Source organism: Klebsiella sp. w6 (assembly GCF_033100215.1).
In the GTDB taxonomy this organism is placed as follows: Bacteria; Pseudomonadota; Gammaproteobacteria; order Enterobacterales; family Enterobacteriaceae; genus Klebsiella; species Klebsiella variicola.
Window position 1 is genome coordinate 5,512,999 of record NZ_CP136907.1, and the last position, 24,087, is coordinate 5,537,085.

General features: G+C 55.0%; 16 protein-coding genes, 1 tRNA gene and 2 rRNA genes. 8 read left to right on the top strand and 11 right to left on the bottom strand.

Annotation, left to right across the window (positions count from 1 at the left end; genetic code table 11):
* Positions 1–27: 27 nt before the first annotated feature.
* From R0140_RS26795 to R0140_RS26805, 3 genes are all read right to left on the bottom strand, one after another.
* Positions 28–2,931, bottom strand: a 23S ribosomal RNA gene (locus R0140_RS26795).
* A gap of 190 nt (positions 2,932–3,121) precedes the next feature.
* Positions 3,122–3,197, bottom strand: a tRNA-Glu gene (locus tag R0140_RS26800).
* A gap of 85 nt (positions 3,198–3,282) precedes the next feature.
* Positions 3,283–4,822, bottom strand: a 16S ribosomal RNA gene (locus R0140_RS26805).
* Together the 16S and 23S rRNA genes with 1 tRNA gene alongside form the textbook arrangement of a ribosomal RNA operon.
* A 477-nt stretch (positions 4,823–5,299) precedes the next feature.
* On the opposite strand from R0140_RS26805, the gene R0140_RS26810 reads away from it, so the two are divergent.
* Entirely contained in the window at positions 5,300–6,001 is a 702-nt protein-coding gene (locus R0140_RS26810; RefSeq protein ID WP_008806704.1) for a FadR/GntR family transcriptional regulator, read from the top strand.
* Between the two features lie 12 nt (positions 6,002–6,013).
* On the top strand, positions 6,014–7,411 hold the full coding sequence (mdtD, locus tag R0140_RS26815; RefSeq protein ID WP_008806705.1) for a multidrug transporter subunit MdtD: 1,398 nt from the start codon (positions 6,014–6,016) through the stop codon (positions 7,409–7,411).
* Here the strand turns inward: mdtD and rbsR are convergent.
* The 7 genes from rbsR to kup all read right to left on the bottom strand — a co-directional run bounded on the left by rbsR (position 7,408) and on the right by kup (position 15,315).
* On the bottom strand, positions 7,408–8,400 hold the full coding sequence (rbsR, locus tag R0140_RS26820) for a ribose operon transcriptional repressor RbsR (protein ID WP_012543295.1): 993 nt from the start codon (positions 8,398–8,400) through the stop codon (positions 7,408–7,410). The two genes, mdtD and rbsR, sit on opposite strands and share 4 nt — an antisense overlap.
* Positions 8,401–8,403: 3 nt before the next feature.
* On the bottom strand, positions 8,404–9,336 hold the full coding sequence (rbsK, locus tag R0140_RS26825; protein ID WP_023340863.1) for a ribokinase: 933 nt from the start codon (positions 9,334–9,336) through the stop codon (positions 8,404–8,406).
* 100 nt (positions 9,337–9,436) lie between these two features.
* Positions 9,437–10,327 carry a ribose ABC transporter substrate-binding protein RbsB gene (rbsB, locus tag R0140_RS26830; protein WP_012969238.1) on the bottom strand — a complete coding sequence of 297 codons (891 nt, stop codon included), beginning with the start codon at positions 10,325–10,327 and terminating at the stop codon, positions 9,437–9,439.
* Between the two features lie 27 nt (positions 10,328–10,354).
* Entirely contained in the window at positions 10,355–11,320 is a 966-nt protein-coding gene (rbsC, locus tag R0140_RS26835) for a ribose ABC transporter permease (protein WP_048268358.1), read from the bottom strand.
* Between the two features lie 5 nt (positions 11,321–11,325).
* A complete protein-coding gene (gene rbsA / locus R0140_RS26840; RefSeq protein WP_012543297.1) occupies positions 11,326–12,831 on the bottom strand; it encodes a ribose ABC transporter ATP-binding protein RbsA in 1,506 nt (501 codons plus the stop codon).
* A 10-nt stretch (positions 12,832–12,841) separates the two neighbouring features.
* A complete protein-coding gene (gene rbsD, locus R0140_RS26845) occupies positions 12,842–13,261 on the bottom strand; it encodes a D-ribose pyranase (protein WP_002882527.1) in 420 nt (139 codons plus the stop codon).
* 185 nt (positions 13,262–13,446) lie between these two features.
* Positions 13,447–15,315, bottom strand: a complete 1,869-nt coding sequence (gene kup, locus R0140_RS26850) for a low affinity potassium transporter Kup (RefSeq protein WP_008806712.1) — start codon at positions 15,313–15,315, stop codon at positions 13,447–13,449.
* A gap of 217 nt (positions 15,316–15,532) precedes the next feature.
* Here kup and ravA point away from each other — a divergent pair, with 217 nt between their 5' ends.
* Together ravA and viaA are read left to right on the top strand one after the other, a co-directional pair.
* Positions 15,533–17,032, top strand: a complete 1,500-nt coding sequence (gene ravA / locus R0140_RS26855; RefSeq protein ID WP_016162028.1) for an ATPase RavA — start codon at positions 15,533–15,535, stop codon at positions 17,030–17,032.
* Positions 17,029–18,477 carry an ATPase RavA stimulator ViaA gene (gene viaA, locus R0140_RS26860; RefSeq protein WP_008806714.1) on the top strand — a complete coding sequence of 483 codons (1,449 nt, stop codon included), beginning with the start codon at positions 17,029–17,031 and terminating at the stop codon, positions 18,475–18,477. The genes ravA and viaA overlap by 4 nt, the downstream gene beginning before the upstream one ends.
* Positions 18,478–18,481: 4 nt before the next feature.
* On the opposite strand, the gene asnA is transcribed toward viaA, so the two are convergent.
* Positions 18,482–19,474 carry an aspartate--ammonia ligase gene (gene asnA, locus R0140_RS26865; protein ID WP_012543301.1) on the bottom strand — a complete coding sequence of 331 codons (993 nt, stop codon included), beginning with the start codon at positions 19,472–19,474 and terminating at the stop codon, positions 18,482–18,484.
* Between the two features lie 151 nt (positions 19,475–19,625).
* Between asnA and asnC the strand changes: the two genes are divergently transcribed.
* The 4 genes from asnC to rsmG all read left to right on the top strand — a co-directional run bounded on the left by asnC (position 19,626) and on the right by rsmG (position 23,634).
* Positions 19,626–20,084 (top strand): transcriptional regulator AsnC, encoded by a 459-nt coding sequence (asnC, locus tag R0140_RS26870; protein ID WP_002882510.1) that lies wholly within the window; start codon positions 19,626–19,628, stop codon positions 20,082–20,084.
* A 98-nt stretch (positions 20,085–20,182) separates the two neighbouring features.
* Positions 20,183–20,623, top strand: coding sequence for an FMN-binding protein MioC (gene mioC / locus R0140_RS26875; protein WP_008806716.1), 441 nt, complete (start codon positions 20,183–20,185; stop codon positions 20,621–20,623).
* A 381-nt stretch (positions 20,624–21,004) separates the two neighbouring features.
* Positions 21,005–22,894, top strand: coding sequence for a tRNA uridine-5-carboxymethylaminomethyl(34) synthesis enzyme MnmG (mnmG, locus tag R0140_RS26880; protein ID WP_008806717.1), 1,890 nt, complete (start codon positions 21,005–21,007; stop codon positions 22,892–22,894).
* Between the two features lie 116 nt (positions 22,895–23,010).
* Entirely contained in the window at positions 23,011–23,634 is a 624-nt protein-coding gene (gene rsmG / locus R0140_RS26885) for a 16S rRNA (guanine(527)-N(7))-methyltransferase RsmG (RefSeq protein ID WP_008806718.1), read from the top strand.
* Positions 23,635–24,087: the final 453 nt, after the last annotated feature.

The window sequence follows — 24,087 nt, forward strand, 5'->3', positions numbered from 1 at the left end:
AATCCGCCAAAACAGCTTCGGCGTTGTAAGGTTAAGCCTCACGGTTCATTAGTACCGGTTAGCTCAACGCATCGCTGCGCTTACACACCCGGCCTATCAACGTCGTCGTCTTCAACGTTCCTTCAGGAGACTTATAGTCTCAGGGAGAACTCATCTCGGGGCAAGTTTCGTGCTTAGATGCTTTCAGCACTTATCTCTTCCGCATTTAGCTACCGGGCAGTGCCATTGGCATGACAACCCGAACACCAGTGATGCGTCCACTCCGGTCCTCTCGTACTAGGAGCAGCCCCCCTCAATTCTCCAGCGCCCACGGCAGATAGGGACCGAACTGTCTCACGACGTTCTAAACCCAGCTCGCGTACCACTTTAAATGGCGAACAGCCATACCCTTGGGACCTACTTCAGCCCCAGGATGTGATGAGCCGACATCGAGGTGCCAAACACCGCCGTCGATATGAACTCTTGGGCGGTATCAGCCTGTTATCCCCGGAGTACCTTTTATCCGTTGAGCGATGGCCCTTCCATTCAGAACCACCGGATCACTATGACCTGCTTTCGCACCTGCTCGCGCCGTCACGCTCGCAGTCAAGCTAGCTTATGCCATTGCACTAACCTCCTGATGTCCGACCAGGATTAGCTAACCTTCGTGCTCCTCCGTTACTCTTTGGGAGGAGACCGCCCCAGTCAAACTACCCACCAGACACTGTCCGCAACCCCGATAAGGGGCCAACGTTAGAACATCAAACATTAAAGGGTGGTATTTCAAGGTTGGCTCCACGCAGACTGGCGTCCACGCTTCAAAGCCTCCCACCTATCCTACACATCAAGGCTCAATGTTCAGTGTCAAGCTATAGTAAAGGTTCACGGGGTCTTTCCGTCTTGCCGCGGGTACACTGCATCTTCACAGCGAGTTCAATTTCACTGAGTCTCGGGTGGAGACAGCCTGGCCATCATTACGCCATTCGTGCAGGTCGGAACTTACCCGACAAGGAATTTCGCTACCTTAGGACCGTTATAGTTACGGCCGCCGTTTACCGGGGCTTCGATCAAGAGCTTCTCCTTACGGATAACCCCATCAATTAACCTTCCGGCACCGGGCAGGCGTCACACCGTATACGTCCACTTTCGTGTTTGCACAGTGCTGTGTTTTTAATAAACAGTTGCAGCCAGCTGGTATCTTCGACTGGTCTCAGCTCCGTCCGCAGGGACTTCACCTACACACCAGCGTGCCTTCTCCCGAAGTTACGGCACCATTTTGCCTAGTTCCTTCACCCGAGTTCTCTCAAGCGCCTTGGTATTCTCTACCTGACCACCTGTGTCGGTTTGGGGTACGATTTAATGTTACCTGATGCTTAGAGGCTTTTCCTGGAAGCAGGGCATTTGTTACTTCAGCACCGTAGTGCCTCGTCATCACACCTCAGCGTTAAAAGGTACCGGATTTACCTGGAACCTCCGCCTACATGCTTAAACCGGGACAACCGTCGCCCGGCTAACATAGCCTTCTCCGTCCCCCCTTCGCAGTAACACCAAGTACAGGAATATTAACCTGTTTCCCATCGACTACGCCTTTCGGCCTCGCCTTAGGGGTCGACTCACCCTGCCCCGATTAACGTTGGACAGGAACCCTTGGTCTTCCGGCGAGCGGGCTTTTCACCCGCTTTATCGTTACTTATGTCAGCATTCGCACTTCTGATACCTCCAGCAACCCTCACAGGCCACCTTCGCAGGCTTACAGAACGCTCCCCTACCCAACAACACATAGTGTCGCTGCCGCAGCTTCGGTGCATGGTTTAGCCCCGTTACATCTTCCGCGCAGGCCGACTCGACCAGTGAGCTATTACGCTTTCTTTAAATGATGGCTGCTTCTAAGCCAACATCCTGGCTGTCTGTGCCTTCCCACATCGTTTCCCACTTAACCATGACTTTGGGACCTTAGCTGGCGGTCTGGGTTGTTTCCCTCTTCACGACGGACGTTAGCACCCGCCGTGTGTCTCCCGTGATAACATTCTTCGGTATTCGTAGTTTGCATCGGGTTGGTAAGTCGGGATGACCCCCTAGCCGAAACAGTGCTCTACCCCCGAAGATGAGTTCACGAGGCGCTACCTAAATAGCTTTCGGGGAGAACCAGCTATCTCCCGGTTTGATTGGCCTTTCACCCCCAGCCACAAGTCATCCGCTAATTTTTCAACATTAGTCGGTTCGGTCCTCCAGTTAGTGTTACCCAACCTTCAACCTGCCCATGGCTAGATCACCGGGTTTCGGGTCTATACCCTGCAACTTAACGCCCAGTTAAGACTCGGTTTCCCTGCGGCTCCCCTATACGGTTAACCTTGCTACAGAATATAAGTCGCTGACCCATTATACAAAAGGTACGCAGTCACACCCGAAGGTGCTCCCACTGCTTGTACGTACACGGTTTCAGGTTCTTTTTCACTCCCCTCGCCGGGGTTCTTTTCGCCTTTCCCTCACGGTACTGGTTCACTATCGGTCAGTCAGGAGTATTTAGCCTTGGAGGATGGTCCCCCCATATTCAGACAGGATACCACGTGTCCCGCCCTACTCTTCGAGTTCACAACCTGTGCATTTTGGTGTACGGGACTATCACCCTGTACCGTCGGACTTTCCAGACCGTTCCACTAACACACAAGCTGATTCAGACTCTGGGCTGCTCCCCGTTCGCTCGCCGCTACTGGGGGAATCTCGGTTGATTTCTTTTCCTCGGGGTACTTAGATGTTTCAGTTCCCCCGGTTCGCCTCGTTAACCTATGTATTCAGTTAACGATAGTGTGACGAATCACACTGGGTTTCCCCATTCGGACATCGCCGGTTATAACGGTTCATATCACCTTACCGACGCTTTTCGCAGATTAGCACGTCCTTCATCGCCTCTGACTGCCAGGGCATCCACCGTGTACGCTTAGTCGCTTAACCTCACAACCCGAAGATGTTTCGTAAAACACCATCGTGTCGCGAAAATTTGAGAGACTCGAACACACTTAAACAGTGTGTCGTTTCAATTTTCAGCTTGATCCAGATTTTTAAAGAGCAAATATCTCAAACATCACCCGGAGATGAGTTTTGAGATACATCGGCACGCGTCTTTCACTCACGAACCAGCAAGTGGCGTCCCCTAGGGGATTCGAACCCCTGTTACCGCCGTGAAAGGGCGGTGTCCTGGGCCTCTAGACGAAGGGGACACTGAAGTCTCAATCGCAAGACGCCTTGCTTCTTTACTTTCATCAGACAATCTGTGTGAGCACTACAAAGGCAGGTTCTTTAAGGTAAGGAGGTGATCCAACCGCAGGTTCCCCTACGGTTACCTTGTTACGACTTCACCCCAGTCATGAATCACAAAGTGGTAAGCGCCCTCCCGAAGGTTAAGCTACCTACTTCTTTTGCAACCCACTCCCATGGTGTGACGGGCGGTGTGTACAAGGCCCGGGAACGTATTCACCGTAGCATTCTGATCTACGATTACTAGCGATTCCGACTTCATGGAGTCGAGTTGCAGACTCCAATCCGGACTACGACATACTTTATGAGGTCCGCTTGCTCTCGCGAGGTCGCTTCTCTTTGTATATGCCATTGTAGCACGTGTGTAGCCCTGGTCGTAAGGGCCATGATGACTTGACGTCATCCCCACCTTCCTCCAGTTTATCACTGGCAGTCTCCTTTGAGTTCCCGGCCTAACCGCTGGCAACAAAGGATAAGGGTTGCGCTCGTTGCGGGACTTAACCCAACATTTCACAACACGAGCTGACGACAGCCATGCAGCACCTGTCTCACAGTTCCCGAAGGCACCAATCCATCTCTGGAAAGTTCTGTGGATGTCAAGACCAGGTAAGGTTCTTCGCGTTGCATCGAATTAAACCACATGCTCCACCGCTTGTGCGGGCCCCCGTCAATTCATTTGAGTTTTAACCTTGCGGCCGTACTCCCCAGGCGGTCGATTTAACGCGTTAGCTCCGGAAGCCACGCCTCAAGGGCACAACCTCCAAATCGACATCGTTTACAGCGTGGACTACCAGGGTATCTAATCCTGTTTGCTCCCCACGCTTTCGCACCTGAGCGTCAGTCTTTGTCCAGGGGGCCGCCTTCGCCACCGGTATTCCTCCAGATCTCTACGCATTTCACCGCTACACCTGGAATTCTACCCCCCTCTACAAGACTCTAGCCTGCCAGTTTCGAATGCAGTTCCCAGGTTGAGCCCGGGGATTTCACATCCGACTTGACAGACCGCCTGCGTGCGCTTTACGCCCAGTAATTCCGATTAACGCTTGCACCCTCCGTATTACCGCGGCTGCTGGCACGGAGTTAGCCGGTGCTTCTTCTGCGGGTAACGTCAATCGATGAGGTTATTAACCTCACCGCCTTCCTCCCCGCTGAAAGTGCTTTACAACCCGAAGGCCTTCTTCACACACGCGGCATGGCTGCATCAGGCTTGCGCCCATTGTGCAATATTCCCCACTGCTGCCTCCCGTAGGAGTCTGGACCGTGTCTCAGTTCCAGTGTGGCTGGTCATCCTCTCAGACCAGCTAGGGATCGTCGCCTAGGTGAGCCGTTACCCCACCTACTAGCTAATCCCATCTGGGCACATCTGATGGCATGAGGCCCGAAGGTCCCCCACTTTGGTCTTGCGACGTTATGCGGTATTAGCTACCGTTTCCAGTAGTTATCCCCCTCCATCAGGCAGTTTCCCAGACATTACTCACCCGTCCGCCGCTCGTCACCCGAGAGCAAGCTCTCTGTGCTACCGCTCGACTTGCATGTGTTAGGCCTGCCGCCAGCGTTCAATCTGAGCCATGATCAAACTCTTCAATTTAAGTTTGATGCTCGTGAATTAAACTTCGTAATGAATTACGTATGTTCACTCAGAGACTTGGTATTCATTTTTCGTCCGAGGACGTTAAGAATCCATGTCACTTTGAGTGCCCACACAGATTGTCTGATAAATTGTTAAAGAGCAGTGCCGCTTCGTTTTTCGCTGCGGCGCGGGGTGTGCATATTACGCTTTCCCGCTTCAGAGTCAAGCATTTATTTTTGCTTTTCTCTGCGAGGTTCTCACCGGAACCCCGCTGACCCGGCGGCTTGTTTGCCGTTGTTCCGTGTCAGTGGAGGCGCATTATAGGGAGTAATTCTGAGGTGACAAGGGGAAATTCAAAAAAACTTTTCAACCGTCTCTTTTTTCAACAATGCGGCGAGGAATGTCGCAAAAAACTGCCGTTTTGCTGTTTTAACCGACGAAACGGGACGCCTGGTGGCATACTGTTAGAGTAAAGAAAAGAAAGGAACGGCATTTATGTCTTTAAGCGCACAGCAACTGGCGGCACAAAAGAACATCTCCTGGGTACTGGCCGAGAAGCTCGCCCAAAAAATACTGACTGGCGAATATCAGCCGGAAAGCATTCTTCCCGGCGAGATGGAGTTGGGGGAGCAGTTCGGTGTGAGCCGTACCGCCGTCCGTGAAGCGGTGAAGACGCTAACGGCAAAAGGCATGTTGCTGCCCCGCCCTCGCATTGGCACCCGGGTGATGCCGCGCAGCAGCTGGAACTTCCTTGATAAGGAACTCCTGTCCTGGTGGCTAACAGAAGATAACTTCGAAGAAGTGGTGAGCCACTTTCTCGTCATGCGCAGCAGCCTGGAGCCACAAGCCTGTTTTCTCGCTGCCGCTAACGGCACCGCAGAACAAAAAGCGCAGCTCAATACTTTAATGGAAGAGATGATTGCCTTGAAACGTCATTTTCAGCGCGATCGCTGGATAGAGGTCGATATGGCCTGGCATGAACATATCTATGAAATGAGCGGTAATCCTTTCCTCAGCTCATTCGCTTCTTTATTTCATTCCGTCTACCACACCTACTTCACGTCGATTACGCAAAATGAAGTAGTGAAGCTGGATCTCCACCAGGCGATTGTCGATGCCATTCTCAACAGTGATGCGCCAGGTGCCTTGCTCGCCTGCCAGGCGTTGTTGAACGCCCCTCACCCCGTAAATCAATAACAAGGAATTGGCATGAGCAGAAAAAAAGGGCGCAGCATGGCCGGCCTGCCGTGGATCGCGGCGATGGCCTTCTTTATGCAGGCGCTGGATGCCACCATTCTTAACACCGCCCTCCCGGCTATTGCCCACAGTCTTAATCGTTCTCCCTTAGCGATGCAGTCGGCCATTATCAGCTATACGCTGACGGTAGCGATGCTGATCCCGGTCAGCGGCTGGCTGGCCGATCGCTTCGGCACGCGCCGGGTCTTTATCATCGCTGTTAGCTTGTTCACTTTGGGGTCTCTCGCCTGCGCGCTCTCCAGCTCATTAATGGAGCTGGTCATTTTTCGGGTGATTCAGGGGATCGGCGGGGCGATGATGATGCCGGTGGCGAGGCTGGCGCTGCTGCGCGCCTATCCCCGCAGCGAGCTGCTTCCGGTGCTGAACTTTGTGACCATGCCAGGTCTGGTGGGGCCGATACTGGGCCCGGTGCTCGGCGGGGTGTTTGTCACCTGGGCCAGCTGGCATTGGATTTTCCTGATAAACATTCCCATCGGGGTGATTGGCATTCTGTATGCCCGCAAATTCATGCCAAATTTCACGACGCCGCGCAGGCGCTTCGATATAACCGGTTTTCTGTTATTTGGCTTAAGCCTGGTACTGTTTTCCAGCGGTATTGAACTGTTTGGAGAAAAAATCGTGGCGACATGGCTGGCGCTGGCCGTGATTGCCGTCAGTCTGTTACTGCTCGTGGCCTATGTTCGCCACGCGCGCCGCCATCCGGCGCCGCTTATCTCGCTCTCTTTATTTAAGACGCATACTTTCTCAGTCGGCATTGCTGGCAACCTTGCCACGCGTTTGGGTACCGGCTGTGTGCCATTTCTGATGCCGCTGATGCTGCAGGTTGGCTTCGGCTATCCGGCCATTATCGCCGGCTGTATGATTGCCCCTACCGCTATCGGCTCCATTATTGCGAAATCTACCGTTACCCAGGTGCTGCGCTGGTTTGGCTATCGTAAGACCCTGGTGGGGATCACGGTATTTATTGGCCTCATGATTGCCCAGTTCTCGCTGCAGTCGCCAGAGATGCCGCTGTGGATGCTTCTTCTGCCACTGTTTGTGCTGGGGATGGCGATGTCCACGCAGTTCACCTCGATGAATACCATTACGCTGGCCGATCTGACGGATGACAATGCCAGCAGCGGTAACAGCCTGCTGGCGGTGACCCAGCAACTTTCAATCAGTCTCGGGGTGGCCATCAGCGCTGCGGTGCTGCGCTTCTATGAAGGTTTTGACAATGCCAGCACGGTACAGCAGTTTCACTACACCTTTATAACCATGGGCGTGATCACCATCGTGTCGGCGCTGATGTTTATGCTGTTAAGAGCGAAAGATGGCCGTAATCTGATTAGCGAGCGGCACAAACGCTAAGCGGAGCCACGAACCACCAGCTCCGGCGTTAACTGAACGCGTTGCTGCTTTTGCTGCGGATCGGCCATTCGATGGATCAGCACATCGATGGCCAGTTCTCCCAGCTCATCTTTTGGCTGGTGAATGGTGGTCAACGGCGGTGTCATATAGCGTGCGAGCTCAATATCATCGTAGCCCACCAGCGCCATGTCCTGCGGAATGTGCAAACCGGCCTGGTACAACGCCTGATAAGCGCCAACCGCCATGGCATCGTTGCCGACAAATACCGCCTGCGGCCGCTGCGGCAAAGCCAGCAGCTGCTGCATCGCGCTAAACCCGCCGCCAAACTCAAAATCACTGGTCACCACGTATCCGTCGGCAACCGGCAGGCCGCAGCGCGCCATCGCAGCATGGTAACCTTCAAGGCGCAGACGCGCCGGGGTTTTATCCAGCGGGCCGGCAATACAGGCAATGCGCGAATGCCCCTGGTCAATCAGATACTGGGTCGCCATATCGCCGCCAAGCAGCGAGTTATCCTGAATCAGATCGCTATCGCCATCAAAGGGAGCCCAGTCCATCATGACCGTCGGTACCGATGGATAGCGCTGCATAATTTCCGGAGAGGGCTGATGGGTCTCCGTGCACAGCAGCAGTAGTCCATCGACGCGTTTTTGCATTAGCGTCTCCAGATTACGATTCATTCGCTGCTCATCACCTTCCGTATTACAGAGTACGAGGCTATAACCCCGCTCAAAACAACTGCGCTCCACGCCCCGCACCAGCTCCGAATAAAACGGATTGGTACTGGCAGTGATGAGCATGCCGATGGTACGGGTTTGATTAAGCTTAAGGCTACGCGCCAGCGCAGAGGGGGCGTAGTTGAGGCTTTTGATCGCAGCGTCTACTTTGGCGGTAATCGCCTCACTGACAAAGCGGTCCTTATTGATGACGTGTGACACCGTCGATGTGGAAACGCCCGCGACGCGGGCCACATCTTTCATCGTAGCCAAGCATTACCCCTGTTGCGCTAAAAATTCATCAATCTCTGTGCGCCACGGCACGGATGGCTGCGCGCCTTTGCGGGTCACGGCGATCGCCGCCGCGGCATGCGCAAAACGGATCGCTTCCGGCAGGGAAGTCCCTTCCAGCAACGCGGTTACCAGCGCGCCGTTAAAGGTATCGCCGGCCGCGATAGTATCAATGGCCTGCACACGAAAGCCCGGGATCCGACGGCTTTCGCCTTCGGCACTGAGCCAGACGCCGCGGCTGCCGAGGGTGATCATCACCGTACCAATGCCTTTGGCATGCAGCACGTCGGCGGCTTTTGCCGCATCCTCGTCGCTCTCAACGCGAATACCGGTCAGCTTTTCCGCTTCGGTTTCGTTGGGGGTAATGATATCCACCAGCGCCAGCAGTTCATCGGACAGTTCACGCGCTGGCGCGGGATTAAGCACCACGGTGGTCTGATGGTGATGGGCGATTTTCGCCGCCGCCAACACGCTCTCCAGCGGCGACTCCAGCTGCATTAACAGCGCCTGTGCGCTAGCGATACGTTCCTTTTCCGCCTCAACCTGGGAGACGGAAAGCGCCGCATTGGCGCCGGCATGAATACCGATGACATTCTCACCTTCGGCGTTAACGAAGATTAACGCCACGCCGGTCGCTTCCCCGGCGACTGCGCGCACAGGCGCCACGTCGATTTTATCGCTCGCCAGCTGGCGGCGGATGCGTTCACCGATGTCGTCATCGCCGGTGCAGGCGATAAACGCGATATCCGCTCCGCTGCGCCCGGCGGCGACCGCCTGGTTGGCCCCTTTACCACCGAAAGCCACCTGATAATGGTTGCCGGTGACGGTTTCGCCCGGCGTCGGGAAAGCGTCAAGGTTAAGAATGTGATCGGCATTGATACTGCCAAGGACGACAAGTTTGCCTGCAGTTTTCATCATTTCTGTTCCCGGGAAAGCGCGCCACCGGGATCCGGTGGCGCATGCCCTGCTTTTCTTTTTTTATATTGTCCCTCGGACCGTTGCCAGTCCGAATCGCATTTTACTGCTTAACGACCAGCTTCAGCTCAACCGGGTAGTTAGCTTCCACTTTTTCGCCCTTCAGTACCTTATCAGCCGTCTCAACGCCTTTCGCGCCGATCTGCTCCGGCAACTGTGCGACGGTCGCCGCCAGTTTGCCACTGTTTACTGCTTTTTCGCCATCCGGAGTGCCGTCAAATCCAACCACCATCACATCGGACTTGCCTGCGGTCTGCAGCGCGCGCAGGGCGCCCAGCGCCATTTCATCATTTTGCGCGAATACCGCCTGCACGTCAGGATGCGCGGTCAGCAGGTTCTGCATCACGTTCAGCCCTTTGGTACGGTCGAAATCGGCTGGTTGGCTGGCCAGGACGTTAAACTTGTGCGCCGCCACGGCCTGTTTAAAGCCTTCGCCGCGCTCGCGCGCCGCAGAAGTCCCGGCAATGCCCTGCAGCTCAATGACTTTCGCACTTTCACCCACTTTTTTCGCGATGTAATCGCCAGCCATTTTTCCGCCCTGCACGTTGTCAGACGCAATGTGGCTCACGACATCGCCTTTTGTGGCCTGACGGTCAAGGGTGATGACCGGGATTTTCGCCTGGTTTGCCATCTTCACGGCGTTGCCGACGGCATCAGAGTCGGTGGGGTTGATCAGCAGCAGCTTGGCGCCGCGCACCGTCAAATCCTGGACGTTCGCCAGCTCTTTCGCCGGGTTGTTCTGGGAGTCCAGCACCACCAGGTTGTAGCCCAGCTTGTCAGCTTCTTTTTGCGCGCCGTCTTTCAGCGACACGAAGAACGGGTTATTCAGGGTAGAGATAACCAGAGCGATGGTGTCTTTGGCCATCGCGTTCGCGCTGACGGTCGCACTTAGCGCAACAGCAGAGACCAGGGTCGCCAGTTTTTTCATATTCATAGTTAAGATGTCCTGTAGAGTTCTCAGTTACTGCTTTTTGTTATCTACCAGTACCGCCAGCAAAATCACCACCGCTTTAACGATCATCTGGTAATAGGAAGAAACGCCTAAAAGATTAAGACCATTATTCAGGAAGCCAAGGATCAGCGCGCCAATCAGCGTGCCGACAATGCGTCCTTTGCCGCCCGCGAGGCTGGTGCCACCGAGCACCACCGCCGCAATGGCGTCCAGCTCATAGCCCGTCCCCGCCGTCGGCTGCGCGGAGGAGAGACGCGCCACTTCGATGATCCCGGCCAGCGACGCCAGCATCCCGCACAAGGCGTAGACGATAATTTTGACTTTATTGACGCTAATCCCGGACAGACGCGTCGCCGCTTCATTACCGCCCAGCGCGTAAATATAACGGCCCAGGCGAGTATGGTGCAGCATGTACCAGGCCGCCAGGAAGACAATCGCCATGATCCATACCGGCGTCGGGATCCCCAGCGGACGCCCGATGCCAAACCAGCCAAACAGATCGGCGTTATCGCTAAAGCCGGTGTTGATCGGACTGCCGTTGGTGTACACCATGGTCACGCCGCGCAGCAGCAGCATCATCACCAGGGTAGCGATGAAGGCCTGCACGCGGCCTTTCGCCACAATCACCCCGGTGACTGCGCCGATCGCGGCACCCAATGCGAGGGCAGCAGCGACCGCCACCAGCGCATTAACCTCAATGCCAACAATCGACGCTGCCACCGCACCGGTGAGCGCCAACAGGGAGCCGACGGACAGGTCGATCCCCGAGGTCAGTATAACCAGCGTCATCCCTACCGCCATGATGGCGTTAACGGAGGTCTGTTGCAGGATATTGAACAGGTTAGTGACGGTAAAAAAGTTGGGGCTCATGGTCGATACCACCGCGATCAGCACCAGCAGGGCAATCAGCGATTTTTGCTCCATCAGCCACGCTTTCGTGAAATAACGGCGACCAGTAACAGCCTGGGTTGTCATCTTTCTTACTCCTGATTCACACGGTTAAGCTTGCCCACAGCGGCAGCCATCAATACTTCCTGGGTGGCCTGCTCGCGTGTGAATTCACCGCCGAGATGCCCTTCATGCATCACAATGATGCGATCGCTCATGCCCAACACCTCCGGCATCTCAGAGGAGACCAGAATGATGCTCAGGCCATCGGCTTTGAACTGATTGATGAGCTGGTAGATCTCTTTCTTCGCCCCGACGTCGACGCCGCGGGTCGGTTCATCAAGGATCAGCACCTTTGGCCGGGTCATCAGCCCGCGGGCAATGGCGACCTTTTGCTGGTTGCCGCCGGAAAGCAGGCCGATCGCCTGCTCCATGGACGGTGTTTTGACGTTAAACAGCCGAATGAAATCACTGACCGCCTGCTGTTCATCTTTATGTTTGAGGCTGCCGCCCGCCCGGCTGAAGTAGCGCAGCGCAGTCAGGGACATGTTTTCTTTTACCGACATCCCGAGAACCAGGCCATCGCGCTTACGATCTTCGGAGATATAGACAATGCCGTTCGCCAGACCGTCCTGCGGCGAGCGGGTCACCACTTCATGGCCATCCAGCGTCACGGAGCCGCTGCTGCGCGGCAGCGCGCCGTACAGCACTTTCATCAGTTCGGTCCGTCCGGCGCCCATCAGCCCGGCGACACCCAGGATTTCCCCCTGGCGCAAGGTAAAGGTCACGTTTTCCACGCCCGGGCCGCAGAGATTATCGACCTTCAGGCGCACCGCGCCCGGCGCCTTATCGAGATGTGGATATTGATCTTCCAGCTTACGGCCGACCATCATCTCGATCAGTCGGTCCTCATCCAGCGAAGCCACTTCGCGCTCGGCGATAAACTGCCCGTCACGAAAGACGGTCACGTCGTCGCAAATCTCGAAGATCTCTTTCATACGGTGGGAGATATAGACGATGCCGCGCCCCTGCGACTTCAGTTCGCGGATGACGCGGAACAGCGATTCGGTTTCGGTATCGGTCAGCGCATCGGTCGGTTCATCCATAATGATGACTTTCGATTCAAAGCTCAGCACTTTGGCGATCTCCACCATTTGCTGATCGCCAATCGACAGATCGCCCACCAGCTTCTGGCTGTTAAAGCGGAGATTCAGCTTTGCCAGCAGCTTGTCGGCTTCGGCATACATCTGCTTCCAGTCGATTTTGCCAAAACGGTTAACAAATTCGCGACCAAGGAAGATGTTCTCGGCAATCGTCAATTGCGGGATCAGGTTCAGTTCCTGGTGGATGATACCGATCCCGGCTTCCTGGGAGGATTTGGGGCCGTTAAAGGTCGTCTCTTTGCCTAACCACAGCAAAGAGCCGGCATCACGGGTGTAGATCCCGGTCAGCACCTTCATCATGGTGGACTTGCCGGCGCCATTTTCCCCTACCAGCGCCATCACCCGACCGGCATAGACATTCAGCGCCGCGCCGGAGAGCGCCTTGACGCCAGGGAACGCTTTATCGATCCCTTTTAGTTGCAATAAGGCTTCCATGGCGGCGACCTCAGAACGTGACGCCGGCACAGAGAATGATATTCGCAAACGGGGAACACTCCCCGCTGCGAATTACCGCCTGACTGTCTGCGGTTTGTTTTTTGAACTGCTCATGGCTGGTGTAACGAATTTCAATGGTATTTCCCTGGTGCTGCTGCAGCTGCTCGAGGTGAGTGAGCAACGTCGCGTGGAGCTGCGGATTATGGGTTTTAATCTCTTCCGCGATAACAGCCGCTTCAACCTGCATTTCCGTCGTCACCACTTCCAGCACCTGCATAAAGGAAGGTACGCCCTGAGTCAGCGCCATATCAATGCGCGTGCTGCTGCGGGGAACCGGTAATCCGGCATCGCAGACCACCAGCGTATCGGTGTGGCCCAGGCGGGAAATGACCGCGGAAATATCAGCGTTAAGTACGGTGCCTTTTTTCATTTTTTCTCTTTTGCTCCACTAGCGAAACGTTTCGCTAAAATAATTATTATCAATGTGTGAGCAGAAAACCATCACCAGAAGAGAGAAATGTGATCGCCATCGAAACGTTTCGCAAGGCAACGACAGGAGATGACAGCCGGAGTGAGAAACAAAAAGCCCTTCGCAATGGAAGGGCTTTTTTGACATCAGATTTCGACCTGGGTACCGAGTTCGATAACCCGGTTTGGCGGGATTTCAAACTGATCCGGCGCCCGCAGGGCGTTACGCTGCAGCAGCAGATAAAGCTTGCCGCGCAGGCGCAGATACCACGGTCGTTTGCCGATAATCAGCGACTCATGCGACATGAAGAACGAGGTCTCCATCATTCGGCAGCTGAGTCCTTCCAGGCCACAGCGATGGAACACCTCTTCAACGTTCGGCGTTTCCCGCCAACCGTAGCTGGCCACCACCCGCCAGAACGACGGCGACAGCTGCTCAATCTGCACCCGGCGAACGTTATGCACGTAAGGCGCGTCTTCGGTGCGCAGAGTCAGAAGGATTACTCGCTCATGCAGCACCTTGTTGTGCTTCAGGTTATGCAGCAGGGCAAACGGGATCACGTTCAGGGCGCGGGACATATACACCGCGGTACCCGGCACACGCACCGGCGGTGACTTCTCCAGCGAAGAGATCATCGCTTCCAGCGAATTGCCATGCTCGTGCATTCGGCGCAGCAGGCGGAAACGTTCGCTCTTCCAGGTGGTCATCACCGTGAACATCACCAGCCCCAGGGACAACGGCAGCCAACCGCCGGAGACAATCTTATCGAGGTTCGCCGAAAACAGCGGAATATCGATACACAGGAAGGCCACCAGCATCAGGCCGACAAACAGCTTATTCCAGTGCCAGTTTTTGCGCGCCACCGTTGCCGACAGAATGGAGGTCAGCACCATGGTGCCCGTGACCGCGATACCATACGCCGCCGCCAGATTAGACGAATGCTCAAAGCTGACAATAACGATGACCACAGAAACGTACAGCAGCCAGTTAATGAACGGGATGTAAATCTGTCCGGACTCCATTTCCGAGGTGTGGATAATGCGCATCGGCGACAGATAGCCCAGACGCACTGCCTGACGGGTCAGGGAGAAGACCCCGGAGATCACCGCCTGCGAGGCGATAACCGTCGCCAGCGTGGCGATAATCAGCATCGGGATCAGCGCCCACTCCGGCGCCAGCAGGAAGAACGGGTTTTTAATCGCTTCCGGGTGCTTCAGCAGTAGCGCGCCCTGGCCAAAATAGTTCAGCACCAGCGAGGGCAGCACGACGGAGAACCAGGCCACGCGGATCGGCAGTTTGCCGAAGTGACCCATATCGGCGTACAGCGCTTCCACCCCGGTAATCGACAGCACCACCGCGCCGAGCGCAATAAAGGAAACCGTTTTGTACTGCAGGAAGAAATGCACCGCCCAGTAGGGGTTTAGCGCCTGAAGAACTTCCGGGTTAGCGTAAATGCTTCGCGCGCCCAGCACCGCCAGCAACAGGAACCAGATCAGCATAATCGGCGCAAACAGCTTACCGACCATGCCGGTCCCGTGCTTCTGGATCACAAACAGCAGAGTCAGCACGATAATGGAAATAGGGACAATCCAGGTATCAAGCTGCGGGGCGATAATTTCTAACCCCTCTATCGCCGACATAACGGAAATCGCCGGCGTAATCACCACTTCGCCATAGAAGAAGCTACCGCCGATCAGGCCGAGGATCACCAGTACGGAGGTCATTCGGGCCGAGGTATTACGTCCGGCCAGCGACATCAGCGTTAAGATCCCGCCTTCCCCGGCGTTATCCGCCCGCATCACGAACGTGATGTATTTAATCGATACGGTAAAGATCAACAGCCAGAAAATCAGCGACAAAAAGCCAAACACGGCGTCGCGTTCAACGCCAAAGCCAAACTGACCTGACAGGCATTCGCGCAAGGTATACAGTGGACTGGTACCGATATCGCCGTACACCACGCCGATGGCCGCCAACGTTAATGCCGGCAACGATTGTTTATTATCAGTGCTCATAGACTAGTCTTTTCGTTTATAAAACAAATGTGTGCCTAGTCCCTTGGCCCACAAAAAGCGCACAGTATGCACGATTATTTGCGAAATCGTACCCCTAACAGACACCATATTAACCTGGCTCAAAAAAAATAAATCGATTCTTCAGGCTATTACCGCCCCTGCTCTAACATCTATACTCGACCCAATAACGATACATGACAAAGCACGCAACTCAATTATGGCTCAAACACATTTACTGGCTGAAAGAATTTCCCGGCTCAGCGCGGCACTCGAAAAAGGACTCTTTGAACGCAGCCACGCGATACGCCTCTGCCTGCTGGCGGCGCTCAGCGGCGAGAGCGTTTTTTTGCTCGGCCCACCGGGGATCGCCAAAAGCCTGATTGCCCGCCGCCTCAAATTCGCCTTCCAGCAGGCGCGCGCTTTTGAATACCTGATGACCCGCTTCTCCACCCCGGAAGAAGTTTTTGGGCCACTGTCCATTCAGGCACTGAAGGATGAAGGCCGTTACGAACGTTTAACCGCCGGCTACCTGCCGGAAGCCGAAATCGTCTTTCTCGATGAAATATGGAAAGCGGGTCCGGCGATCCTCAACACCCTGCTGACGGCGATTAACGAACGTCACTTCCGCAATGGGGCGCACGAAGAGAAAATCCCGATGCGCCTGCTGGTGGCCGCGTCGAACGAACTCCCCGAAGCCGACAGCAGTCTGGAAGCGCTGTATGACCGAATGCTGATCCGTCTGTGGCTTGATAAAGTGCAGGATAAAGGTAATTTCCGTTCAATGCTGGTCAGCCAGCAGGATGAAAACATCAATCCAGTGCCCAGCGCGCTGCAGGTTAGCGACGAAGAGTTTACCCAATGGCAGCAGCAGATCGGCAATATCAAACTGCCAGACGCGGTGTTTGAGCTGATATTCCAGCTCCGCCAGCAGCTGGATGCCCTGCCAAATGCGCCGTACGTCTCGGATCGCCGCTGGAAAAAGGCCATTCGCCTGCTGCAGGCCAGCGCCTTCTTCAGCGGGCGCGACAGCATCGCGCCGATAGATCTGATCCTGCTGAAAGATTGTCTGTGGCACAACGTCGAGAGCATGAACCTGATGTCGCAGCAGCTGGAAACGCTCATGACCTGTCACGCCTGGCAACAGCAGGCGATGCTGACGCGGCTGGGGGCCATTGTCCAGAGACGCATTCAGATCCAACAGCAGCAAAGCGACAAAACGGCGTTGAAGGTCACCCGCCTTGGCGGGATGTTTAGCCGCAAACCGCATTATGAATTGCCGGCGGAGATCCAGGGGACCACCCTGACGCTGCTGCTGCAGCAGCCGCTCAAACTTCACGATATGGAAGTGATCCACATTACTTTTGAACGCGAGGCGTTAGCCAACTGGCTGGAAAAGGGCGGTGAGATCCGCGGTAAGCTCAACGGGATCGGCTTTGCCCAACTGCTCAATATGGATGTCGACACCAGCCAGCACCTGGTCGTCCGCGACGTCAGCCTGCAGGGCTCACGCCTCGCGCTGCCCGGTAGCGCATCGCAGGAGAACATGCCGGCAGAAATTCGCCAACAGCTGGAGGCGCTCGATGATGAGTGGCACCAGCAACACAACCGCTTCAGCGAGCAGCAAAAGTGTCTGTTTATCCCGGTCGAGTGGCTGGGAAGAATCGAAGCCAGCCTGCAGGACGTCGGCGCGCAGATTAAACAGGCGAAGCAGCCATGACGCTCGATATGCTGAATGTCATGCTGGCAGTCAGCGAAGAGGGAATGATCGAGGAGATGCTGCTGGCGCTGCTGGCCTCTCCTCAGCTGGCGGTGTTCTTTGAGAAATTCCCCCGCCTGAAAAACATCATCGCGGCGGATATTCCACGCTGGCGTGAAGCCGTTCGCGCCCGTTTGAAAGAAGTTAACGTCCCGCCGGATCTGGACGCCGAAGTGCAAACCTATCAGCAGGCTCAGCTACTCTCTACCTCGCAGTTTATCGTCCAGCTCCCGCAGATCCTAGGCAAACTGCACCAGCTACAGTCTCCTTTTGCCGCTCAGGCGCAGAAGCTGGTGGATGACAATGCCACCTTTACCCCGGCGTTGCATACGCTGTTTTTACAGCGCTGGCGCCTGAGCCTGGTGGTGCAAGCCACCAGCCTTAACCAGCAGTTGCTGGATGAAGAACGCGATCAGTTACTCAGTGAGGTCCAGGAACGAATGACGCTCAGCGGTCAGCTCGATCCGGTACTGGCGGAAAATGACACTGCCGCCGGGCGTCTGTGGGATATGAGCGCTGGCGAACTCAAACGCGGCGACTATCAGCTGATCGTGCGCTATGGCGATTTTCTCAACCAGCAACCGGAGCTACTGCAGCTGGCGGAACAACTCGGACGTTCACGGGAAGCGAAATCGGTGCCGAAGAAAGACGCCCCGATGGAAACCTTTCGCAGCCTGGTGCGCGAGCCGGCGACAGTACCGGAGCAAGTCGACGGCCTCCAGCAGAGTGACGACATTCTGCGGCTGCTGCCGCCGGAGCTGGCGACGCTCGGCATCACGGAGCTGGAGTTTGAATTTTATCGCAAGCTGGTGGAGAAGCAGCTGCTCACCTACCGGCTGCATGGCGACGCCTGGCGTGAGAAAATCACCGAACGCCCGGTAACGCGGCAGGATTTTGATGAGCAACCGCGCGGGCCGTTCATTGTCTGCGTCGATACGTCAGGGTCGATGGGCGGTTTTAACGAGCAGTGCGCTAAGGCCTTTTGTCTGGCCCTCATGCGCGTGGCGCTGGCTGATAACCGTCGCTGCTTTATTATGCTGTTCTCCAGCGAAGTGGTGCATTACGAACTGACCAGCGAGCGCGGGCTGGAGCAGGCGATCCGCTTTTTAAGCCAGCGCTTTCGCGGCGGTACCGATCTGGCCAGCTGTTTTCGCGCCATCATTGAACGTCTGCAAAACCCGCAGTGGGTGGATGCGGATGCCGTCGTGATCTCTGACTTTATCGCCCAGCGGTTGCCGGATGAGGTGATTGCTCAGGTGGGGGAGTTACAGCGTAAGCACCAGCACCGTTTTCACGCGGTGGCGATGTCGGTACACGGCAAACCCGGCATCATGCGCATCTTCGATCATATCTGGCGCTTTGATACCGGGCTGCGTAGCCGCCTGCTGCGACGCTGGCGGCGCTAATTCATTACAGCAGCGCGGAAACGCTTTCGCGAACCTGGGCCGGCCATACGCCGCACTGTACCTGGCCGATATGGTCAAGCTGCAGCAGCAGCATCGTCAGACGAGACTGGCCAATGCCGCCGCCGATAGTCTGCGGCATCTCGCCGCGCAGCAGCGCCTGGTGCCATTCAAGCTGTAGGCGATCTTCATCGCCAGTCACGGCCAGCTGGCGCTTCAGCGCTTCGGCGTCAACGCGGATCCCCATTGAGGAGATCTCGAAGGCATCTTCCAGCACCGGGTTCCATACCAGGATATCGCCGTTCAGACCGGCAAAGCCTTCAGAAACCTCTGTGCTCCAGTCATCGTAATCCGGCGCACGCACGTCGTGGCGCTTACCGTTAGACAGTTTGCCGCCGATACCAATTAAGAAGACGGCCCCCAACTCTTTGGCAATGGCTCGCTCACGGCCTTTGGCATCAAGATCGGGATAGCGGCTCAGCAGCTCCTGGCTGTGAACAAAATGGATCTGTTCCGGCAGAAAAGGCTTCAGGCCAAATTCCTGGCTGACCGCCAGCTCGGTAGCTTTGATCCCGGCGTAGATCGCCTCGACGGTTGCCTTCAGCGTGCCGACGTGACGCTCTTCATCGCCCATCACGCGCTCCCAGTCCCACTGGTCAACATAAACGGAATGGATAGGCGTCAGACGGTCTTCATCGGGGCGAAGGGCCTTCATGTGCGTGTACAGCCCTTCGCCCGCGCTGAAGTCGTGTTGTCCCAGGGTTTGACGCTTCCACTTCGCCAGCGAATGAACCACTTCGAACTGGGCGTCGGGCAGTGTTTTCACTTTTACCTGAACCGCTTTCTCGCAGCCGGACAAGTTATCCTGCGTCCCATCGCCCACGCGGCTTAAGATTGGTGCCTGGACTTCAATCAGGCCAAGCTTCTCTTCCAGCTGACGGGAAAAGTGGGATTTAACGAAACTGATCTGGCGTTGTTTTGCGATATATGCGGTTTTCATTTTTATAACTCCTGCGTCCTGTTGCCATTGATTAAGCAACAAAACAGGGCCGCAATACAATAATCAATCAATAAAAAGCCGCATCGACTTTTAATTCATCAAAATATGGCGCTAAAATAGCAAGAACCCTCAAACTTCATAAGAAAAAGATATGGAAAATTATCAGATCGACAATCTGGACCGCGGCATTCTCGATGCGCTGATGGCCAACGCCCGTACCGCCTATGCCGAACTGGCCAAACAGTTCAGCGTCAGCCCGGGCACCATTCATGTGCGCGTCGAAAAGATGAAACAGGCGGGTATCATTACCGGTGCGCGTATTGACGTCAGCCCCAAGCAGCTGGGCTATGATGTCGGCTGCTTTATCGGCATTATTCTCAAGAGCGCCAAAGACTACCCTTCCGCCCTTGCCCGCCTGGAAAGCCTGGAGGAGGTCACCGAGGCTTATTACACCACCGGCCACTACAGCATCTTTATTAAGGTGATGTGTAAATCCATCGATGCCCTGCAGCAGGTACTTATCAACAAGATCCAAACAATTGATGAAATTCAGTCCACCGAGACGCTGATCGTGCTGCAGAACCCGATCATGCGCACCATCAAGCCCTGATCGCTTTTTTTAATCCCACATTTTTCCACAGGTAGATCCCAGCTCGCTCACAGCGTACAATACGCCACTCTGAACAGTTGAGCGGGCGATCGGCGATCATGGCAGACATTACACTTATCAGCGGCAGTACCCTGGGCAGTGCGGAATATGTAGCAGAGCATCTGGCGGAAAAGCTGGAAGAAGCCGGCTATAGCACTGAAATCCAGCACGGTCCGCTGGTGGACGATCTGCAGGCAGAAGGGATCTGGTTAGTTATCTCTTCAACGCATGGCGCCGGCGACATTCCCGACAACCTGGTTCCCTTCTATGACGCATTGCTGGAGCAGAAGGCCGATCTTTCCGCCGTGCGCTTTGGCGCCATCGGGATCGGCAGCCGCGAATACGACACCTTCTGTGGGGCGATCGATAAATTAGAAGCAGCATTGAAGGCCAGCGGCGCAAAACAGATCGGCGAAACGCTGAAGATTAACGTGCTGGAACATGAAATTCCGGAGGATCCAGCGGAAATCTGGCTGGGATCCTGGAAAAATTTGCTCTGACAATTGTAAAGATCGTCGGATCTTCTGTGGATAACCATGCTTAAAAGCTTGGATCAACCGGTAGTTATCCAAAGAATAACCGTCGTATGGTTTTTGTGCTGTGTATAACCCTTCATTTTGATCCCAGCTTATACGGACTAGGATCACCGATCATTCACAGATAGTGATCCTTCTTAAGTTTTTGATCTTACATCGTGGATCCGACTTATCCACAAAGAGAGTCGATCCTAATAAGAGATCACAATAGAACAGATCTCTATATAAAGATCTTCTTTTTAATACTCAGGATCCCGGAGTCTTTCTCAAAAGACCAAAGCCGAGTAGAATCCACGGCCCGGGCTTCAATCCATTTTCAAACCGCGTTATGCGAGGCAGATCACCATGTTTTATCAGGATCCTTTTGACGTCATTATCATTGGCGGGGGTCATGCAGGCACTGAGGCCGCGATGGCCGCAGCGCGAATGGGCCAACAAACCCTGCTTTTGACACACAATATCGACACGCTGGGGCAGATGAGCTGCAACCCGGCGATTGGCGGCATTGGGAAAGGACACCTGGTGAAAGAAGTGGACGCACTCGGCGGATTGATGGCAACCGCGATCGATCAGGCGGGTATTCAGTTTAGGATACTAAACGCCAGCAAAGGGCCCGCGGTACGTGCCACTCGCGCCCAGGCAGACCGCGTGCTGTATCGTCAGGCGGTACGCACCGCGCTGGAGAACCAGCCGAACCTGATGATCTTCCAGCAGGCAGTGGAAGATCTGATTGTGGAAAACGATCGCGTCGTGGGCGCCGTCACCCAGATGGGCCTCAAATTCCGCGCTAAAGCGGTGGTGTTGACCGTCGGGACCTTCCTTGATGGCAAAATTCATATTGGTCTGGACAACTACAGCGGCGGCCGTGCCGGCGATCCGCCGTCAATCCCGCTGTCTCGTCGTCTGCGTGAGCTGCCGCTGCGCGTAAGTCGTCTGAAAACAGGTACCCCGCCACGTATTGACGCCCGCACCATCGATTTCAGCGTGCTGGCGCAACAGCACGGCGATAACCCGATGCCGGTCTTCTCGTTCATGGGATCCGTGGATCAGCATCCGCGTCAGGTGCCCTGCTATATCACCCACACCAACGAGAAAACCCATGACGTGATCCGTAATAACCTCGATCGCAGCCCAATGTACGCTGGGGTGATCGAAGGGATCGGGCCACGCTATTGTCCGTCGATCGAAGACAAAGTCATGCGCTTTGCCGATCGCAATCAGCACCAGATCTTCCTTGAACCGGAAGGCCTGACCTCAAACGAAATTTATCCGAACGGTATCTCCACCAGCCTGCCGTTTGATGTGCAAATGCAAATCGTCCGCTCAATGCAGGGGATGGAGAACGCCCGGATCGTCCGTCCCGGCTACGCCATTGAGTACGATTTCTTCGACCCACGCGATCTGAAGCCAACGCTCGAGAGCAAATTTATTCAGGGTCTGTTCTTCGCCGGCCAGATCAACGGTACCACTGGTTATGAAGAAGCCGCTGCTCAGGGTCTGCTGGCTGGACTTAACGCTGCCCGCTTCTCTGCGGAAAAAGAGGGCTGGGCGCCGCGTCGCGATCAGGCCTACCTCGGCGTGCTGGTGGATGACCTGTGCACTCTGGGTACCAAAGAACCGTACCGCATGTTTACTTCCCGTGCCGAATATCGTCTGATGCTGCGCGAAGATAACGCCGACCTGCGCCTGACCGAACAGGGACGCGAGCTGGGTCTGGTGGACGATGAACGCTGGGCGCGGTACAACGAGAAGCTGGAAAGCATTGAACGTGAACGCCAACGTCTGAAATCGACCTGGGTGAACCCGCAGGCAGAGAGCGCCGCCGAAGTGAATGCTCACCTGACGGCGCCGCTGTCGCGTGAAGCGAGTGGTGAAGATCTACTGCGTCGTCCGGAAATGACCTACGAGCAACTGATTCAGCTATCGCCGTTCGCACCGGGACTGGAAGATCAGCAAGCGGCCGAGCAGGTAGAGATCCAGGTGAAGTATGAAGGCTACATCGCGCGCCAGCAGGATGAGATCGAGAAACAGCAGCGTAATGAGAATACCGTGCTGCCGGCGACGCTCGATTACCGCCAGGTCACCGGGCTGTCTAACGAAGTGATCGCCAAACTGAACGACCATAAGCCGTCGTCGATAGGGCAGGCATCACGCATTTCCGGGATCACGCCGGCGGCGATCTCCATTTTGTTGGTTTGGCTGAAAAAGCAGGGCATGCTGCGCCGCAGCGCCTGATTGCGGCCGCCTGCCTGCGCTGATTTCACTGTTGCATAATCAGCGTTCGCCTTTATCATTCATAGCCCGGTAAGCGTTAGCGCCTCCGGGCTCATTATTTTTTGAAGGTACAGACTGTGCTCAACAAACTTTCTCGTCTGCTGGATGAAGCGGGTATTTCGCTCACCGATCACCAGAAAAACCAGCTGGTGGCCTACGTCGGGCTGCTCGATAAGTGGAACAAAGCCTATAACCTGACCTCCGTTCGCGATCCGAATGAGATGCTGGTGCGCCATATCCTCGACAGCATCATCGTGGCGCCTTATCTGCAGGGGTCGCGCTTTATCGATGTCGGGACCGGACCGGGGCTCCCTGGCATTCCGCTGGCCATCGTGCGTCCGGAGTCGCATTTCACCCTGCTCGACAGTCTCGGCAAGCGCGTGCGCTTCCTGCGTCAGGTGCAGCATGAGCTGAAGCTGGATAATGTCACCCCGGTGCAGAGCCGCGTGGAAGCCTTCCCGGCCGAACCGCCGTTTGACGGTGTGATAAGCCGCGCCTTCGCATCGCTCAATGATATGGTGAGCTGGTGCCATCATCTGCCGGCAGCGAACGGTCACTTCTATGCACTCAAAGGGTTAGCGCAAAAAGACGAAATGGAAAACCTGCCGGAAGGGTATGGTATTGCCGAGGTGATTGAGCTGCATGTTCCTCAGCTGGAAGGGGAGCGACACCTGGTGGTGATTCAACCAAAATCGCGTTAATTTTTATCAAAAAATGTGGAAAAAATGTCGCCCGCGGATGTTACAAAAATAAAGGTCACTCCGCGATATTATCGGGCTGCATTTAACCATGTTTTTACTATGGCTTTTCCTGCGGTTAACTTAGCATAAGTGATTCACTGACAAAATAGTCAACTTTGAAAATATCAGGGTGCTAAAAATCGACACGGATGAACAGCATAGTGATGTTAAATTTTTATTATAAATGTCAATAAAAGGTTTTTATTGTATGTGAGGTTGTTTTAGATAATGTCCTCACTTTTTATCTTGAATATCAAAAGCATGAAAAATAGTGTTTTATGTCCTTGATTCATTAAAGGGCGCTTGAAATGTTTATTATGTGATCTAATGCACGCTTTAATTGCCGTGTTTCCACGTTATTTGCAGTTTTGTATGACTGCTCACAGAACGCTGAAATGCACGGAAAGTTGTCCG

Excerpts from the sequence above, each read along its gene's own strand:
- mioC (WP_008806716.1), top strand. The coding sequence starts at position 20,183 with ATGGCAGACATTACACTTATCAGCGGCAGTACCCTGGGCAGTGCGGAA.
- R0140_RS26810 (WP_008806704.1), top strand. The coding sequence starts at position 5,300 with ATGTCTTTAAGCGCACAGCAACTGGCGGCACAAAAGAACATCTCCTGG.
- rbsC (WP_048268358.1), bottom strand. The coding sequence starts at position 11,320 with ATGACAACCCAGGCTGTTACTGGTCGCCGTTATTTCACGAAAGCGTGG.
- rbsB (WP_012969238.1), bottom strand. The coding sequence starts at position 10,327 with ATGAATATGAAAAAACTGGCGACCCTGGTCTCTGCTGTTGCGCTAAGT.
- rbsK (WP_023340863.1), bottom strand. The coding sequence starts at position 9,336 with ATGATGAAAACTGCAGGCAAACTTGTCGTCCTTGGCAGTATCAATGCC.
- rbsA (WP_012543297.1), bottom strand. The coding sequence starts at position 12,831 with ATGGAAGCCTTATTGCAACTAAAAGGGATCGATAAAGCGTTCCCTGGC.
- asnA (WP_012543301.1), bottom strand. The coding sequence starts at position 19,474 with ATGAAAACCGCATATATCGCAAAACAACGCCAGATCAGTTTCGTTAAA.
- rbsD (WP_002882527.1), bottom strand. The coding sequence starts at position 13,261 with ATGAAAAAAGGCACCGTACTTAACGCTGATATTTCCGCGGTCATTTCC.
- viaA (WP_008806714.1), top strand. The coding sequence starts at position 17,029 with ATGACGCTCGATATGCTGAATGTCATGCTGGCAGTCAGCGAAGAGGGA.
- ravA (WP_016162028.1), top strand. The coding sequence starts at position 15,533 with ATGGCTCAAACACATTTACTGGCTGAAAGAATTTCCCGGCTCAGCGCG.
- mnmG (WP_008806717.1), top strand. The coding sequence starts at position 21,005 with ATGTTTTATCAGGATCCTTTTGACGTCATTATCATTGGCGGGGGTCAT.
- mdtD (WP_008806705.1), top strand. The coding sequence starts at position 6,014 with ATGAGCAGAAAAAAAGGGCGCAGCATGGCCGGCCTGCCGTGGATCGCG.
- kup (WP_008806712.1), bottom strand. The coding sequence starts at position 15,315 with ATGAGCACTGATAATAAACAATCGTTGCCGGCATTAACGTTGGCGGCC.
- asnC (WP_002882510.1), top strand. The coding sequence starts at position 19,626 with ATGGAAAATTATCAGATCGACAATCTGGACCGCGGCATTCTCGATGCG.